Annotated in this window: 14 protein-coding genes; 9 read left to right on the top strand and 5 right to left on the bottom strand. The window is 56.9% G+C overall.

The features are described from left to right. Positions 1–37: 37 nt before the first annotated feature. Complete coding sequence (locus B0H98_RS03460; protein WP_106373653.1) at positions 38–1,117, bottom strand: coiled-coil domain-containing protein; 1,080 nt, start codon at positions 1,115–1,117, stop codon at positions 38–40. 314 nt (positions 1,118–1,431) lie between these two features. Next, complete coding sequence (locus tag B0H98_RS03455; protein ID WP_106373652.1) at positions 1,432–2,655, bottom strand: GGDEF domain-containing protein; 1,224 nt, start codon at positions 2,653–2,655, stop codon at positions 1,432–1,434. Positions 2,656–3,024: 369 nt separating this feature from the next. On the opposite strand from B0H98_RS03455, the gene B0H98_RS03450 reads away from it, so the two are divergent. The 5 genes from B0H98_RS03450 to B0H98_RS03430 all read left to right on the top strand — a co-directional run bounded on the left by B0H98_RS03450 (position 3,025) and on the right by B0H98_RS03430 (position 7,912). Beyond that, positions 3,025–4,527, top strand: coding sequence for an NAD-dependent succinate-semialdehyde dehydrogenase (locus B0H98_RS03450; RefSeq protein ID WP_106373880.1), 1,503 nt, complete (start codon positions 3,025–3,027; stop codon positions 4,525–4,527). A gap of 185 nt (positions 4,528–4,712) precedes the next feature. After that, positions 4,713–6,146 (top strand): aminotransferase, encoded by a 1,434-nt coding sequence (locus B0H98_RS03445; RefSeq protein WP_106373651.1) that lies wholly within the window; start codon positions 4,713–4,715, stop codon positions 6,144–6,146. A 163-nt stretch (positions 6,147–6,309) separates the two neighbouring features. After that, complete coding sequence (locus B0H98_RS03440) at positions 6,310–6,987, top strand: haloacid dehalogenase type II (RefSeq protein WP_106373650.1); 678 nt, start codon at positions 6,310–6,312, stop codon at positions 6,985–6,987. Positions 6,988–7,048: 61 nt separating this feature from the next. Then, on the top strand, positions 7,049–7,396 hold the full coding sequence (locus tag B0H98_RS03435) for a putative quinol monooxygenase (protein WP_106373649.1): 348 nt from the start codon (positions 7,049–7,051) through the stop codon (positions 7,394–7,396). A 48-nt stretch (positions 7,397–7,444) separates the two neighbouring features. Continuing rightward, a complete protein-coding gene (locus B0H98_RS03430; RefSeq protein ID WP_106373648.1) occupies positions 7,445–7,912 on the top strand; it encodes an S-ribosylhomocysteine lyase in 468 nt (155 codons plus the stop codon). Between the two features lie 54 nt (positions 7,913–7,966). Here the strand turns inward: B0H98_RS03430 and B0H98_RS03425 are convergent, their stop codons facing one another. Beyond that, positions 7,967–8,620 (bottom strand): DUF1826 domain-containing protein, encoded by a 654-nt coding sequence (locus B0H98_RS03425; RefSeq protein WP_106373647.1) that lies wholly within the window; start codon positions 8,618–8,620, stop codon positions 7,967–7,969. A 204-nt stretch (positions 8,621–8,824) separates the two neighbouring features. On the opposite strand from B0H98_RS03425, the gene B0H98_RS03420 reads away from it, so the two are divergent. Together B0H98_RS03420 and B0H98_RS03415 are read left to right on the top strand one after the other, a co-directional pair. Further along, on the top strand, positions 8,825–9,856 hold the full coding sequence (locus B0H98_RS03420; RefSeq protein WP_106373646.1) for a CNNM domain-containing protein: 1,032 nt from the start codon (positions 8,825–8,827) through the stop codon (positions 9,854–9,856). A gap of 129 nt (positions 9,857–9,985) precedes the next feature. Continuing rightward, positions 9,986–10,636 (top strand): peroxiredoxin, encoded by a 651-nt coding sequence (locus B0H98_RS03415; protein ID WP_106373645.1) that lies wholly within the window; start codon positions 9,986–9,988, stop codon positions 10,634–10,636. Between the two features lie 85 nt (positions 10,637–10,721). On the opposite strand, the gene B0H98_RS03410 is transcribed toward B0H98_RS03415, so the two are convergent. Both B0H98_RS03410 and B0H98_RS03405 read right to left on the bottom strand, forming a co-directional pair. After that, on the bottom strand, positions 10,722–11,969 hold the full coding sequence (locus tag B0H98_RS03410; RefSeq protein ID WP_422822137.1) for a methyl-accepting chemotaxis protein: 1,248 nt from the start codon (positions 11,967–11,969) through the stop codon (positions 10,722–10,724). 433 nt (positions 11,970–12,402) lie between these two features. Then, positions 12,403–13,416, bottom strand: a complete 1,014-nt coding sequence (locus B0H98_RS03405) for an isocitrate dehydrogenase (RefSeq protein WP_106373643.1) — start codon at positions 13,414–13,416, stop codon at positions 12,403–12,405. A gap of 519 nt (positions 13,417–13,935) precedes the next feature. On the opposite strand from B0H98_RS03405, the gene B0H98_RS03400 reads away from it, so the two are divergent. Further along, on the top strand, positions 13,936–15,426 hold the full coding sequence (locus tag B0H98_RS03400) for a SulP family inorganic anion transporter (protein WP_106373642.1): 1,491 nt from the start codon (positions 13,936–13,938) through the stop codon (positions 15,424–15,426). Between the two features lie 17 nt (positions 15,427–15,443). Next, positions 15,444–16,316 carry a universal stress protein gene (locus tag B0H98_RS03395; protein ID WP_106373641.1) on the top strand — a complete coding sequence of 291 codons (873 nt, stop codon included), beginning with the start codon at positions 15,444–15,446 and terminating at the stop codon, positions 16,314–16,316. Positions 16,317–16,378 lie beyond the last annotated feature (62 nt).

The raw sequence follows: 16,378 nt of genomic DNA, 5'->3' as shown, positions 1-16,378 counted from the left end.
TTTGCGGGACCTGCGCAGTCGGTCCCGCGGGCCGTGGTTATCCGTAAAGGTTTTTGTCGTGTTTTTCGACGATGGCCGAGAAGCGCCGGGCAAAGCGATCGTCCGCCTTGGCTTTTTTCTCGATGACTTCGCGCGCAAAGACCATGTTATCTTCGTGGGATTCCATCATGTCGGCCATACGCTTGTTGGTGGCTGAGCCAATTCCGGCCATGGCGGTTTGCGCCTCTTTGTCCGTTTCGACACCGATCTCGTTGATACGGTGGGCGACCTCCTGCTGTTGGGCGGTTTTGAGCGATTTGGTCAGTGCGTCATAGAGCACAACGCGCTGCTGAGTGTCGGTCTGCAGCTTGTTGATCAGTACCATCTGGGTCGCTGCCTGGTTCTGCAGACTGTCGACCCAGGTCTTGCCTTTTTCAACGTAGCGCTCAAGCGTCTGAGACTTGGCAATCTTGACCTGCTCCTGCTGGACGAGCGCGTTGTACTGTTCGTTTAGGCTGGCTAGTGCGTTTTCCAGCTGGGTTCGCGCACCAGCGTCCTGCTCCACGGCGATCTTGTTTTCAAGCTCAAGGATTTTGGGATCGAGCGCCAGAATTTCTGCGCGCACGCTCTCTAGCTCCTGAACGGTCGCTTCACGCTCATCCAGCGTGCTACTCAAGTTTTGCTGAACTTTTTCGCGCTGCTCTTCAAGCGTTTCCAACTGGTCTTGCAACAGATTAACGATAATATCCGACTTGGAGATCAGGTCCTGGAGCTTATCGTCGATATTGGCCGTGCGAATACGCTCCTGGCGCATGGACTCGGACTTTCCCTTGCTAAAGAAGCCGACGAAATTTTCCCAACCGCTCTTGCTGCGCATTTGGTCAAAGTCTTGGGAAAATCCCGCCGTTGTATCGTCAAGCCCCATGATCAGCTCGGCGATATTGGCATTCATCGAGTCGGCGTGATTTTGTACGTCGTCCAGCGTGGCGTTTTCGATGTCGAGATCAGCGTCTTCGCCAGCGGCCATCTTGTCTCTGGCTGATTCCATCTGTGCGGTTACTGCAGACACCTTCGCTTTAGACACTTTAACTTTCTCTTGCGACTCTTGAATCATTTGATCGAATTGTGAAGCACTCATTAATTTATCCTTAATCACGTTGGGCGTTCCCTGACAATGACAGCAATTAACCCAAAGGGTTTAGTATGCTGCCCGCTTTAAGTTGGGTAACTTGATATGAATTGATATCGTTGGCTATGGTAAATCGACTAGTCAGAATAATAAAACAAGCGGATTAGAGTATAAAGAAAAAGACGCTATAAACGTGTCAATCATTCGTTATCAATTGGCGACTATAGGCTGTCCGTAACGAATGATGGGTAACCGATCCCTGCTCATAAATAGCGTATGCATAAAATGCCCTAGCATGTGCTGATTTCACAGCAAGTTGTTAACTACTCTTTACAGGTAGCTGCACGTAGATTTTGTGTTGTCATTAAAATGCTGTAAGCGCTTTCTTCGACGCGGTTTCTGCCCTTGCGTTTTGCCTGATAAAGCGCCTCGTCGGCGTGTTCGATTAACGTATTGAGCTGGCTTGCATCGCTTAGGAGGCCGCTGCACACGCCCACGCTCACGGTAACGTGGCCCTTCTGGGTGGGTTGGTGGGGCATGGCCAGACAGTCAATGCGCCCGCGGATACTCTCCGCAAGCGCCCGAGCATTAGCGGCAGGGGAGAATGGCGTGATGTGAAGTACCAAGAACTCTTCACCGCCGTAGCGGCATATCAGGTCGTTGGTACCACAGGCCGTGCGGATGGCGCCCGCGACGGCACACAGGCAGTTATCGCCCTCGCTATGACCGTAAAAGTCATTAAATGCCTTGAAGTGATCCACATCGATAATGACCACGGCCATTTCACTCGGCGCGCCAGCCTGGTCGGTTAACTGGCTGATCCTGTTTGTCAGGGCGCGGCGGTTTGCCAGGCCAGTAAGGGGGTCTATCAAAGAGAGCTTTTCCAGCTCACGATTACGCTGAGCCAACTCCCGGCGCAGCTGATCAACGCTGAGCTTTTCTAGATATAGACGCAGCGATTCAGCGGAAAATCGATAGTTGGCCATGAGCGATAACAGTGTAACGGGTATTCCTACTGACAAATGTAAAAGGACGTAATGCATCGTCGCGCCAGGTAAAAACCAGATAGTGGTATAGAGCGCGGCAAACACCAACAGGGTGCCGTATAAACTCTGCTCGAAAGGGGGAGTGGCCACAATAGTCAGTACCAGAATAAAAACCAGACCAGCGTAGTAGTAGTTCAGCACATCGGGGGTCTGGGTGGAAATGAGGATCATGCACCACACCAGCGCGCCGAGGCACCCCTGACATACGGCGGCCAGTTCCTTGCGACGGATCGAAACCGGACGTTTGAAATAGGCGAACAGCAGCAGAGTCGACGGTCCAACCAGGCCAAAACGCAGCGCAAAAGAGCGCATGGAAACATCAGGAATCAAATAGATATCGACCAGCGTGTACGTGAAATAGAACAGCGCCAGCCACCCGCAAACGCGCTTGAGTGAGTGTAACCGCTCATCGTGGCGGTCGCGGTCGTACTGGTCGCGTACCGAGCTCGTCTCATCGGCGGGCTGTGAAAGCTGCTGGTAGTAATAAGAGAGTCGATGCACGGCGCTGCCTCTGCGCTGATCATGGCTAATTTTAATGAGGTTGAGGATGGGCAGGGAGGTTAGCCACACGCAAATAAGCTTACCCGATATTGGCGGTAGAGTGAGTATTAAAGTTTTATTGGTATTGGGCGTAAGAGGTTTGCGTTGACAGGCTTGGTCAAGATGATCGCTGGCTTGCCAAAAAAAAGGTCACTTTCAGTGCTGTTTGCCAAAAAAGTTGCCTGTACGAGTACGCTATTCAAAAACACTTCATGACGACTCTGCCGTAGCCTAGACACATCAAGAAAACGGTAGTCGGCACTGCTTGCAATATAGTGATGCGGGCTTGCAGCCGCCCAGTGGCGTTAGCCAACGGAGATTTTCATGACGATGCTATCAACCCAACTATCGACTGCCCTGACAAAGCGGCTCAACGACCCTCGGCTGTTTCGCCAGTACGCCTATATCAACGGCAAGTGGACTCACGGCGATGCTGGGCGTGAAGAGGCCGTCGTCGACCCGGCTACCAATGCTGTCATCGGCCATATACCGCTGCTGGAGGGCAACCAGATTACCGCCACGGTAGATGCTGCAGAAATCGCTTTCGTGCAGTGGCGCGCCCTGCGGGCCGACGAGCGCTGCGAGCGCCTGCTGGCCTGGTATGACCTGATTCAGGCCAACCGTGAAGACCTCGCCACTATCATGACCCTGGAGCAGGGCAAGCCGCTGCCCGATGCCCGCGGCGAGGTGGAGTACGGCGCAAGCTTCGTGCGCTGGTTTGCCGAAGAGGGCAAGCGCACCTACGGCGAGACGATTCCGAGCCATATCCCCAATGCGTCGCTGGGCACCCTCAAGGAGCCGGTGGGGATCGCGGCAATGATCACCCCCTGGAACTTCCCGCTGGCGATGATTACCCGCAAGGCCGCTGCTGCGCTGGCCGCTGGCTGCCCGGTGATCGTCAAGCCTGCCAACGAGACGCCGTTTTCGGCGCTGGCGCTTGCAGAGCTTGCCGAGCGCGCGGGCATTCCGGCGGGTATCTTCAATGTGGTGCTGGGCGAGCCTGCCGAGGTATCGAAGATCCTGTGCAGCGAGCCGCGCATTCGGGCGCTCTCGTTTACCGGTTCCACCCGCGTGGGGCGTCTGCTCATGGAGCAGAGCGCCAGTACCGTCAAGCGTCTTTCCCTGGAGCTTGGGGGCAACGCGCCGTTTATCGTCGGCCCGGACATGGACCCCGAGGAGGCAGCTTACGCTGCGGTGGACGCCAAGTTTCAGACCGCCGGCCAGGACTGTCTCGCAGCCAACCGCATTCTGGTGCACGAATCCATTCACGACGCTTTCGTTACCGCGTTTACCGAGCGCATGGCCGCGCTCACCGTGGGTAACGGGCTCAAGGGTGAGGTCGATCTCGGCCCCTTGATTCATCGCCAGGCGGTAGAGAAGGCCGCAGCGATCGTCGATGATGCGATTTCCCGTGGGGCGACTCAGATACTGGGCGACCAGCGCCAGGCGCCGGGCGAGAACTTCTTCATGCCGGTACTGCTGACCGGCGTGACACCGCAGATGAAGGTCTGGCGCGAGGAGAACTTTGCCCCGGTGGCCGGCATCACCGCTTACGGCAGCGACGAGGAAGTGATCGCGCTTGCCAACGACACCGAGTACGGCCTGGCCGCCTACCTCTACACCCACGATATTCGCCGTATCTGGAAGCTGATGCGTGCCCTCGAGTACGGTATGGTCAGCGTCAACTCGGTGAAGATGACCGGCCCGCCGGTACCCTTTGGCGGCGTGAAGCAGTCCGGCCTTGGACGCGAAGGCGGCGCCACCGGCATCGACGAGTATCTCGAAACCAAGTACTACTGTCTCGGCGCGCTGGGTTCGGTGTCGGGAAGCTAGTGCGGATAAAATCACGGTAGAGGCTGGTCAGGCACTAAGCGAACCGTCTTTTTCAGGGATGAAAAAGCCGAGCGCCCAGGGATGGGTTTACAGCGTGTTCGCGTGTGCCTGACCCGCCGTGAAGCCCGCAATATTTCAAATGCCGCCCCGCTGATCGGGGAGGTTTATCGTACAGAGAGAACGCCATGAGCCAGCATCAGGACCTGATCGAACGCGACCGCAAGGTGACGTTCCACGCCTCTACCCACCTGCGTGATTTTGCCCACGGCGACGCGCCGGGCCGCGTGATTACCGGCGGCAAGGGCATCAACATCGTGGACAAGGATGGGCGCGAGTTCATCGACGGCTTCGCCGGGCTTTACTGCGTCAACATCGGCTACGGTCGCACCGAAGTCGCCGAGGCGATCTACAAGCAGGCGCTGGAGCTCTCCTACTACCACACCTACGTAGGCCACTCCAACGAGCCGCAGATCGAGCTTTCCGAGCGCGTCCTGAAAATCGCCGGCATGAACATGTCCAAGGTCTACTATGGCATGTCGGGCTCCGACGCCAATGAAACCCAGCTCAAGATCGTGCGCTACTACAACAACGTCCTGGGCCGCCCGCAGAAGAAAAAGGTCATCTCGCGGATGCGCGGCTACCACGGCTCGGGCATTGCCTCAGGCTCGCTGACCGGCCTGAAGGCCTTCCACGATCATTTCGACCTGCCCATCGACACCATTCGCCATACCGAGGCGCCGCACTACTATCTGCGCGCCGCTGAGCAGCACGGCATGACCGAGCTCGAGTTCTCCTCCTTCTGCGCCGAGAAGCTCGAAGCCATGATTCTCGAAGAAGGACCGGACACCGTGGCGGCGTTCATCGGCGAGCCGGTGCTGGGCACCGGCGGTATCGTACCGCCCCCGGAAGGCTACTGGGACGCCATTCAGGCGGTGCTCGAAAAATACGATGTGCTGTTGATCGCCGATGAAGTGGTGTGCGGCTTTGGCCGTACCGGCTCCGACTTCGGCAGCCACCACTACAACATGAAGCCTGATCTGGTCACCATCGCCAAGGGACTGACCAGCGCCTACCAGCCGCTCTCCGGGGTGATCGTCGGCGACAAGGTGTGGAAAGTGCTCGAAGACGGCACCGGCGAATTCGGCCCCATCGGCCACGGCTGGACCTACTCGGGCCATGCGCTGGGCTGCGCTGCCGGTATCGCCAACCTGGATATCATCGAGCGCGAGAACTTGGTGGGCAACGCCGCTGAAACCGGTGCCTACTTCCAAAACCAGTTGAAAGCCCATTTCGAGGGCCATCCGCTGCTGGGTGACGTGCGCGGCGTCGGCCTGATGGCAGCGCTTGAGTTCTCGCCGGATGCCAGGCAGCGCCTGCACTTCGACCCGGCCTTGAAAGTCGGCCCGCGGGTCGCCGCCGCGGCGATGGAGGAGAACCTGATTGCCCGTGCCATGCCCCAGGGCGATATTCTCGGCTTCGCGCCGCCCTTGACCATCAACCGCGGTGAAGTTGATGACATGATCGGCCGTGCCAAGCGCGCCATCGACCGCGTCACCGATGAGCTGACCCGCTCGGGGGACCTCAAGACCGGTCGACAGGAAGCCGCCTTTACCGTGTAGTAACTAATACGGTGTAGTAACTAATACCGTGTAGAAACTAATCCGTGTAGTAACTATGCGCTGGTGCTACTTCACGCCGCTGCTCACGCAGCGGCGTTTCTGTTTTCCAGGCAGGCAGCTATGCTGGTAAAGCTAACCATTTGCCCTACACGCGGGGGAGATTATGCAACCGGTACTGGCTTTTGATGTTTACGGCACGTTGATTGATACCCAGGGCGTCACACTAGAGCTAGAACGCCGCCTGAGCGATGCCAGCAAGGCGGTGGATTTTGCCAAGCGGTGGCGAGACAAGCAGCTTGAGTACAGCTTTCGGCATGGCCTGATGGGCGCTTACGTGCCGTTTGCCGAATGCACCCGCGAAGCGCTGGCGTTTACCGACCGCGCCTTGCAGACTGGGCTTTCCGAAAACGACCGCGATCATCTGATGGCGGTATACGCTGAATTGCCTGCGTTTGACGATGTAGTGCCTGCGCTGGATCAGTTGCATGACGCCGGTGTGCGCTGCGTGGCGTTCTCCAACGGCACCGGGGACGCCGTGGCGCAACTGCTTGCGCGCGCCGGCATCAAAGACCGTATGGATGACGTCGTAAGCGTTGACGATATCAAGCGCTTCAAGCCCGACCCGGCGGTCTACGCCTATCTGCGCAGCCGCCTGGAAACACGCCCGGAGCAGACCTGGCTGGTGTCGAGCAACCCCTTTGATGTCATTGGAGCCGCGCATGCGGGGCTGCATAGCGCCTGGATACGGCGAAGCTCGGATGCTCCTTTTGACCCTTGGGGCGTGGAGCCGGACATGACGGTGTCCGATCTGGAAGCCCTGGCCGAGCGTATCATTCGCTAGGGTGTTCACCTGTCAGCAGAAGCCGCATAATGACGCACGTTTAACGAATCAGGACGCGATCATGTCAGAGAAGATTTACTGTGTAGCCAGCTTCAAACCTAAGCCCGGCAAGGAAGAAGCGGTATTCAAGGCGCTTCAGTCACTTGAGCCCAACACGCACCGTGAAGATGCCTGCATTCACTACACGGTCACGCGCCAGATCGATAATCCCTTCGCCCGCGGCACCAGCTACCCGATCGTCTTTCATGAAATCTGGGCAAGCCGTGAAGAGTTCGAGGCCCACTGCCAGCGCAAGGAAATTCAGGACTTCTTCGCCCAGCACGTTGAATCCCCGGATGGGGATATCGAAGACGCCAACGTGTGTGTCTACACCGACGAACCCTGGAACTTTGATGCCCCCAGGGTATAAGTCAGACGTGTAGAATGGGCTAACGTAATCGAACACCGTGGAGCAGACATGACCGAAAAAAAGATGAACGTCGAAAGCTTTAACCTGGACCATACCAAGGTCAAGGCCCCCTACGTGCGCCTGGCGGATATCAAGCAGGGCCAGAATGGCGACAAGATTCACAAGTACGACCTGCGTATCTGCCAGCCGAATAAAGAGCACATGGAGATGCCCGCACTGCACTCCCTCGAGCATCTGATGGCCGAGCTTTCGCGCAACCACACCGACAAAGTGGTCGATATCAGCCCGATGGGCTGCCAGACCGGCTTCTATGTCGCACTGATCAACCACGACGATTACGACGATGTGCTGAGCATCATCGAGCAGACGCTCAACGACGTGCTGGAAGCCACCGAAGTACCCGCCTGCAATGAAATGCAGTGCGGCTGGGCCGCCAGCCACAGCCTGGAAGGTGCCCAGAAGCTCGCCCGCGACCTGCTCGCCAAGCGCAGCGAATGGACCGAAGTGTTTGCTTGATTGATAGTTGCCAGCGCAAGTAAAAACGCCTCCCTAATGGGAGGCGTTTTACGTTCAGGCAGGGTCGATAGTCAGCAGTAGGCGTTTTTCACCTTGGGTAAGCGTAGGACTGCGATGAACCAGCGCGCTATTCTCACTGCCTTCCCAGCCGCTGCCCTTGATAAGAGCCACATCGCCTGCTTGCAGCGTTTGAATAGCGCTTGGGTCACGCACAATATCCGGCTGGCCGGGGCGAGGAGCGCCCAGACCGTCACGGTTAACGGCCGTGTCGGGTAGCCACTGGCTGCCGGGGCCAAGATACGTGGTCACCAGACGTACGGCGAGATTATCGCAGTGAAAGCGTGGGCACATGGCCTCATTCAGTACTCTAAGTCGAATGCCGACGTTCTGGGTATCGAACAGGTAGGCAACTGCCTGGGAGATCAGCAGCACATCGTCGATCAGCGCGGTGGCGGCTTCTGGTTGAGGGGCGCGGCGGTAGAGCTCATCGATCAGCGTGACATCGGCGGGCCCTAACCAGGAAAACTGCCAAGGGCGCTCTGACTGACACTGCGCCGCCGCACTTAGCTGGATATCTGCCGGCAAGCGGCGCTGCATGATGGCAACGTTGATCGCGTCTTCAAAAATACGCGGCAGCACGCTGATGTCTTTATCCTGCGCGGCGTGTGCAGGCCATAAATTAGCGGCAGAGGAGGCGTTGGTAGCCATGGGATGACCTCATCGGTGGGCAAACAATCAGTGATCACAACTCTTTTTTGAAATGTTATAACATATAAAATATTTCAAAGACAGCCGCGCTTATTCTGAAGCGTACATCCTCTGGGACTACCCTGATGTTGCCTTCAAAAAACTCTTTGACAGGCGCACGCATTGCTCCTATAAAAGCTTTATCATCCCTTACCTCAGGCACCCATGTTCCTTCTCATCACGATTGCTACTCTTTCAATCGCGCTCTCCTTTCTATGCTCCATCCTTGAAGCGGCACTACTCTCGATTACGCCAAGCTATATCGCCAGGCTCAAAGAGGAAAAGCCCAAACTGCACGCATCGCTCAGCCAGCTTAAGAACAGTATCGACCGCCCGCTGGCCGCTATCCTGACGCTTAACACGATTGCCCATACCGTGGGGGCCACGGCGGTAGGTGCACAAGCGGCCGTAGTATTCGGTGAAAGCTCTATTGCCATCGTCTCAGCCGTCATGACAATGCTCATTCTGGTACTTTCGGAAATCATCCCCAAGACCATCGGAGCCACCTACTGGCGTGGGCTGGCGCCGTTTCTGCCGCGCCTGCTGAAGCCGATGATCGTCGGACTGCTGCCGTTTATCTGGCTTTCCGAGCAGATTACCCGCCGCCTTGGAACCTCAGAACATGATGTTGATCTACGCGATGAAATCAAGGTGCTGGCGCGGGTAGGGCTGGAGGAGAAAGTGCTGGATGCCGACGAGTCGCGCACGATCATCAACATGCTCAACTTGCACGATATCCTTGTCAGCAAGGCAATGACGCCGCGCACGGTGTGTGTCACTGTACCGCCCAACATGACGGTTGCCGACTTTGATAAACAGTACGGCAAGGCGCCCTTCACCCGCTTTCCGGTAATGGATAACGGGGAACAGGCGTTTGGCTATGTGCACAAGTCTGATATGTACCACGCTGATGACGCCAAAACGATGCGTGAGCTGATGCACCCGATCAGTAGCGTGGACGTTGGCAATAACGTCGAACAGGTCTTCACTTCCATGCTGAAGGATCATCTGCACATGCGAGTGGTATACGACGAGCACGGCACATTTGTTGGCCTGATTACCCTTGAAGACATTATCGAAACCATACTGGGCCAGGATATTGTCGATGAAACCGACAGCGTGGCCAATTTGCGCCATTACGCCAAGCAGCGCTGGCTAACGCGTATAAAGGGCAAGGGGGCGCAGCCTACAGCGTAGATGAGATGACCGGCTTTATGGGCGAATGAACGATAGCGCGTTATCGGCTGTCTTAGTGCCAAATGGTCTATAGCGAATTACTTAATGGTGGTTTAAGGTATTAAAAATAATCACCCGCGAGGAGGCAACATGTCACTACGTATCAATGCCGTTGTTCCGGATTTTGAAGCCCAGACCAGCCAGGGCCCGATTCAGTTTCACGAGTGGATTGGCGACAACTGGGCCATCTTGTTCTCTCATCCGAAAGACTTTACGCCGGTGTGCACCACCGAATTTGGTGCCGTGGCCAGGCTGAGCGCCGAGTGGGAAAAGCGTGGCACCAAGGTTATTGGTGTATCGGTGGATGGCGTGGAAGATCACAAGCGCTGGGCCGGGGATATCGAAACCTATAGCGGCAGCGAAGTCGGCTTTCCTATCATTGCCGATGAAGGCCTGAACGTTTCAAAGCTGTTCGATATGCTGCCCGAAGATGCCTATCTGCCGGATGGTCGTACACCTGCCGATAGTGCCACCGTGCGTTCCGTGTTCATCATCGGGCCTGACAAGAAGCTCAAGCTCTCCATGACCTACCCGATGACGGTAGGGCGTAACTTTGCCGAGATTCTGCGGGCTCTCGACGCGCTGCAGGCAACGGCCAAGCATGGTATTGCCACTCCTGCCGACTGGACCGTAGGGCAGGACGTTATCATTCCGCCCAGCGTTTCAGATGAAGATGCCAAGCAGAAGTTTGGCGAGTTTGATGCGGTGTTGCCTTATCTGCGTAAAACGTCGCTGAAATGAGATAATAGCGCTCCTGAAAGCGGATAACGCTAGGCAAAGGCCCGGGGATGATTCATCCCCGGGCCTTTTTGATTTCACCGCTGGCTTAAAGCTCTGGGGATTCCAGAGCGAGCTGGTCGATGGAGGTGGACACATTGCGCGCGCCCGTCAGAATTTCGTTAACGATCATTTCGATCTCGCCAACGCTCTCCTGACTCGATTTTCCCTGCTCGACCACCTGCTGCATGGCTTCCGTGGTCTGCATCACCAGCGCCGTATTCTCTTTCAGTACTCGGGTAATTTCATCGACCGCTGCGCTGGAACCCTTGGCCAGCTGACGTACCTCATTGGCCACGACGGCAAAGCCCCGGCCCTGTTCACCAGCGCGGGCGGCTTCCACGGCGGCATTGAGTGACAGCAGGTTGGTCTGGTTGGCAATACGGGCAATGGAGGTGGTGATGCTGTTGATGCTCTGCGCCTGCTGGGTTAACGCGCCTACCAGTTTTTGCGCCTCAGCGAGGGTTTGGGCCGCCTGCTTGGCGTCTTCCATCACTCGCTGAAGGTGTGTCAGGCCATTGCGCGCGATCTGTTCAGTCTGAGTGGAGGTGCTCTGAGCCGAGTAGACGGCAGCCTTGGCGGCCTCGGACTCTTCTACCGAGGCGGTAATATCTGTCGCAAACTTGACCACCTTGAACACCTGGCCCTGGGCATCAAAAATGGGATTGTAGGTGGCCTCCAGCCAGACGCTTCTACCCTGAGCATTCAGGCGCTCGAACTTGCCCTGCTTGGATTTACCCTGTGCAAGCTCCTGCCAGAAGTGTGGATGCGCTCGATAGAATTCTGGAGTGCAAAAACGTTTATGGTGAGAGCCAATCAGTGCTTCACTGGTATAACCCATGGCACGCTCGAAGTTGGCATTGACCCCCAGTACATGGCCATCGGGGGTAAACTCGATAACCGCCATGGAGCCATTCAACGCCTGAAGAACGGCATTCTTGCGCTCGGCTTCAATATGCGCTTCGGTGATGTCATTGGCGATCTTGACGATCTCCTTGACCCGACCGCGTCGGTCAAGTGTGGGCAAATAGGTAGCTTCCAGCCATACCTCATCGCCCTGAGCATTGAAGCGCCTGAACGTTCCGCGTCGGCTTTCACCTTCGGCAAGTGATTTCCAGAAAGCTTGATACTCAAGGGCCTGGGTTTCGGTATGACTACAGAACATGCGATGGTGCTTGCCCGCTATTTCCTCGAGTGTATAGCCCATCGTGGTCAGAAAAAGCGGGCTTGCCTTTTTAATATGGCCTGTCGGAGTAAAAGTGATATAAGCCGTGTGCTGACTCAAGGCAGTTTTCATGGATGAGTTTCGACGGAAGCGTAGCATAGGGGGCGTGCTCTCTGTACAGGGTTAGTACAATTTTATACAAGAAGAGTAGTCCGTGTCCGTCACATATGCACTGCTTTTTTCTTAATACGAATGATTGAGAAAAGTAATCTTGGCGTTAGTGCTAAAAATAGTGCGACTTGATGGAAAATATCTGCCGTTGGGCCCCATTGAAGCCATTGGTAACTTCATAAGCGCCAACAAAATTGGCACGAGGATAGGGCAAAATTTATGAGCGTGGTAAGCGAAGGGCGTTTATAACCCCCCCTCCCGATGGCGCTGGCAAGGCCGGTCAAGAAAGCGTTTGCGTGTCAGGTCTGTACAAGAGTGTCTGATGCTTATGATAAAGAGCAAGTTGCGCCCCTGCAGAGGAAGGGCGCGTGATGGATAGGGCAATATTGGCTGGTTAGGCCTGAACGTACTCCACCAGGGCCTGGGCAAATGTATCGGTGGTGCCGCTGCCGCCCATGTCGGGTGTGACCATGTCGCGCCGGGTTTCCAGTACCGCCCGGATACCGCGGCGAATCGCTTCAGCTTTTTCCGCCATTCCCAGGTGGTCGAGCATCTGCGCCGCGGCCAGCAGCAGGGCGCAGGGGTTGGCGAGCTTCTTGCCGGCAATGTCTGGCGCGGAACCGTGTACCGCTTCAAAGATCGCGGCCTTTTCGCCGATATTGGCACCAGGCGCCAGGCCCAGCCCGCCCACCAGGCCAGCACACAGATCAGAAAGAATATCGCCAAACAGGTTGGTGGTGACCACCACGTCAAACTGATGCGGATTCATGACCAGCTGCATACAGGCATTATCGACGATCATCTCCTGGAACTCGATTTCGGGGTACTCGCGGGCAATCTCGCGGGCCACGTCCAGAAACAGCCCGGAGCTTGTCTTGATGATATTGGCCTTGTGTACCGCCGTGACCTTCCTGCGGCCACTGCTTTTTGCCAGTTCAAAGGCGTAGCGCACGATGCGCTCGGAGCCTTTTCGGGTCACCTTGATCACCGAAATGCCGGTATTGCCGTCGTCGATCATCTCCTGGCCATCGGAAAGGTACGCGCCCTCGGTGTTTTCACGCACCGTGATCATGTCGATATCTTCAAAGCGCGAGCGGGTACCGGGAAAGCTGATCGCCGGGCGCACGTTGGCGTAAAGATCAAAGTGACGGCGCAGCTGCACGTTGATGGAGGAGAACCCCTTGCCGATAGGTGTGGTGAGCGGGCCTTTCAAGGCAACACCGTGCTTCTCGATGGCATCAAGCGATGCCTGGGGGATCAGGGTGCCGTGGTTTTCCAGCGCGACCAGGCCAGCATCGACAAACTCATACTCGAGCCCGCATTTGAGCGCTTCAAGCACGCGCAGGGTGGCGTCCATGATTTCCGGCCCGATACCGTCGCCCTTGATCACTGCAATTGACTGGCTCATGTACTGCTCCTCAGGTTTGATGTTGATCGCTTGAGTGGCGACCAGGCGTAGCGGTGGCGTCTTGTTGCTAGCTGCCTATGGTAAGGCATGGCGAAGCGCAAGGTCATCCCATCGCGTGGGTCCATACGTCTAGCGGGTGCAGGCCCTGCCAATTGCTGATAAACTCCGCGCCCTGTTGGTCTGCACCCCTCAAGCGGCCGACCATGACATAGGTTTTCACGGCAAGGCATACACGCAATGAAACGCACACAGGTTACTCCTGTACGACTGACTGCTGGGTTGATGACTCCACCCTAGGCAACACTCCCCCCTGAAACGTCACGGCGCTTACGCGCTGCTACGGCGTATCGGCCCCCTGCGGCCGTTATCTGGTCACTTGTGGCCGTTGTTTGGTTATGGACGCTACTGGCGTCTTCAATCTGTCGCTTGAAACATACAACCTGACTCTACGGCGTGACCTCTGCCCTTATGCGGCGGCGTTGGCGCGTCGTGTTCACATCTTAACCATGGACTCCCTGAATGGCACTTTTCAGCAAGCATGAGTGGTTTTCCAATATCAAAGGCGACACGCTTTCAGGCCTGGTCGTGGCGCTGGCGCTGATTCCCGAGGCAATCGCGTTCTCGATCATCGCCGGGGTGGACCCCAAAGTGGGGCTTTACGCCTCGTTCTGTATCGCAGTGATCATCGCCTTTACCGGCGGCCGCCCGGGCATGATTTCCGCCGCCACCGGCGCCATGGCGCTTCTGATGGTGACGCTGGTGCGTGAGCACGGCCTTGAGTACCTGCTGGCCGCCACGCTCTTGACCGGCGTGTTCCAGATCATTGCCGGGTATCTGCGCCTTGCCGAGCTGATGCGCTTCGTGTCGCGCTCGGTAGTGACGGGCTTCGTCAACGCCTTGGCGATTCTTATCTTCATGGCCCAGCTGCCGGAACTGACCGACGTTACCTGGCACGTGTACGCCATGACTGCGGCGGGCCTGGGGATTATCTACCTGTTTCCGTACCTGCCCATTATCGGCAAATCCTTGCCGTCGCCGCTGGTGTGCATCGTGGTGCTGACCATCGTGTACATGGCAAGCGGCATGGATATTCGCACCGTGGGCGATATGGGTGAGCTTCCCGACACGCTGCCGGTATTTCTGTGGCCCGATGTACCGCTGAATATCGATACGCTGCTGATCGTTCTGCCGTACGCGCTGATGCTGTGCGTGGTGGGCCTGCTGGAATCCATGATGACCGCGACCATCGTCGACGATCTGACCGACACCCCCAGCGACAAGAACCGTGAGTGCAAGGGGCAGGGCGTTGCCAACATCGGCGCGGGCCTGATGGGCGGCATGGCGGGCTGTGCGATGATCGGCCAGTCGGTGATCAACATCAAATCCGGCGGGCGCACGCGTCTTTCTACGCTGATCGCCGGTGTGGTGCTCCTGCTGATGGTGGTGTTTTTATCCGACTGGGTATCCCAGATCCCCATGGCGGCACTGGTGGCGGTGATGATCATGGTATCGATCGGCACCTTCAGCTGGGAATCGATCCGGGATCTGAAAAAGCATCCGCTGAGTACCAATATCGTCATGCTGGCCACCGTTGCCGTCACGGTGGGTACGCATAACCTGGCGATTGGCGTATTTGTCGGCGTGCTGCTGGCGGCGCTGTTCTTTGCCAATAAAGTTGGCAACATCATGGTTATCAGCTCTACTGACGTTAAGGCGGGTAAAGAGCGCGAATATCAGGTGGTAGGGCAGGTGTTTTTCGCCTCTTCGCAGCGCTTTATGGCGGCGTTTGATTTCAAGGAGAGCCTTGATAAGGTCACAATCGACCTTTCCAGGGCGCATTTCTGGGATGTGACGGCCGTACAGTCTCTTGATCGCGTGGTGATCAAGTTCCGCCGTGAAGGCACCGAGGTGGAGCTTGTGGGATTGAGCGAAGCCAGCGCTACGGTGGTCGACCGTTACGCAATACATGACGATCCCCAGGCGGTCGAGAAACTGATGGGCGGCCACTAACGCAAAAGGAGAGCAGCATGACTGAGCGCGTTGTTAACCAATACGTCGTAGCCGCGATTGACGGCTCCCGGTTTTCAGAAGGCGTCTGTGATTATGCCGCCTGGGCAAGCCTGGCATTGGACGTGCCGCTGACCTTCGTGCACGTGGTGGATAACCATTCGCCAGCCCCAGCCGAGCAGAACCTTTCGGGTAATCTGCATTTTGGCGCCCGAGAGCACCTGCTGGAAGAGCTTTCGACGCTGGATGAACAGCGCGCCAAGGTGAACCGGGAGCAGGGCCGGCTGATGCTGGAAGCTGCCCAGACGCGGGCTTCAGAAAAGGGTGTTAGCATCTGCGATACGCGTCAGTTGAATGGCACGCTGGTCGAAACGCTGGTCGAGCTTGAAGAAGACGTGCGCTTGCTGATAATGGGCAAGCGCGGCGAAACGGCCCATCAGGCCAGTGATCATCTGGGCGCGAACCTTGAGCGTGTCGTGCGCGAAATGCATCGGCCCATTCTCATGGTGCCGCCAGTCTTCAAGCGGCCCGAAAAGATACTGATCGCGTTCGATGGTAGCAAAACCACCCGCAAGGGAGTGGAAATGCTGGCTCGTTCACCGCTGTTTACCGGCATCGAGTGCCACGTGCTGGTCGTTGGCGTCGATAACGCCGAGCATCATCTGGAGCTTGGCTGGGCGTTGGGTGCCCTGCGTAATGCCGGTCATCGGGTAGAAGGCAGCATTCGCGCTGGCAAGGTAGATGAAGTGCTGCAGATTTATACCGCAGAGCAGGATATCGATTTGCTGGTGATGGGGGCCTATGGCCACTCGCGTATTCGTCATCTGTTGATTGGAAGCACCACCACGGCCATGCTGCGCGGTAGTCAAATACCGGTACTGATATTGCGCTGATCAGCCATCAGTCCGGTGAACAGAGCTGCCCGTTTAGCCGCCGCCCCGCTAGCCATAGCGGG

Source organism: Vreelandella songnenensis (genome assembly GCF_003002925.1).
GTDB lineage: Bacteria > Pseudomonadota > Gammaproteobacteria > Pseudomonadales > Halomonadaceae > Vreelandella > Vreelandella songnenensis.
Note: the sequence above shows the minus strand (reverse complement) of the source record. Positions and strands in the feature narration are given on the sequence as shown.

Excerpts from the sequence above, each read along its gene's own strand:
- B0H98_RS03415 (WP_106373645.1), top strand. The coding sequence starts at position 9,986 with ATGTCACTACGTATCAATGCCGTTGTTCCGGATTTTGAAGCCCAGACC.
- B0H98_RS03405 (WP_106373643.1), bottom strand. The coding sequence starts at position 13,416 with ATGAGCCAGTCAATTGCAGTGATCAAGGGCGACGGTATCGGGCCGGAA.
- B0H98_RS03425 (WP_106373647.1), bottom strand. The coding sequence starts at position 8,620 with ATGGCTACCAACGCCTCCTCTGCCGCTAATTTATGGCCTGCACACGCC.
- B0H98_RS03435 (WP_106373649.1), top strand. The coding sequence starts at position 7,049 with ATGTCAGAGAAGATTTACTGTGTAGCCAGCTTCAAACCTAAGCCCGGC.
- B0H98_RS03450 (WP_106373880.1), top strand. The coding sequence starts at position 3,025 with ATGCTATCAACCCAACTATCGACTGCCCTGACAAAGCGGCTCAACGAC.
- B0H98_RS03440 (WP_106373650.1), top strand. The coding sequence starts at position 6,310 with ATGCAACCGGTACTGGCTTTTGATGTTTACGGCACGTTGATTGATACC.
- B0H98_RS03420 (WP_106373646.1), top strand. The coding sequence starts at position 8,825 with ATGTTCCTTCTCATCACGATTGCTACTCTTTCAATCGCGCTCTCCTTT.
- B0H98_RS03460 (WP_106373653.1), bottom strand. The coding sequence starts at position 1,117 with ATGAGTGCTTCACAATTCGATCAAATGATTCAAGAGTCGCAAGAGAAA.
- B0H98_RS03430 (WP_106373648.1), top strand. The coding sequence starts at position 7,445 with ATGACCGAAAAAAAGATGAACGTCGAAAGCTTTAACCTGGACCATACC.
- B0H98_RS03395 (WP_106373641.1), top strand. The coding sequence starts at position 15,444 with ATGACTGAGCGCGTTGTTAACCAATACGTCGTAGCCGCGATTGACGGC.
- B0H98_RS03410 (WP_422822137.1), bottom strand. The coding sequence starts at position 11,969 with ATGAAAACTGCCTTGAGTCAGCACACGGCTTATATCACTTTTACTCCG.
- B0H98_RS03400 (WP_106373642.1), top strand. The coding sequence starts at position 13,936 with ATGGCACTTTTCAGCAAGCATGAGTGGTTTTCCAATATCAAAGGCGAC.
- B0H98_RS03445 (WP_106373651.1), top strand. The coding sequence starts at position 4,713 with ATGAGCCAGCATCAGGACCTGATCGAACGCGACCGCAAGGTGACGTTC.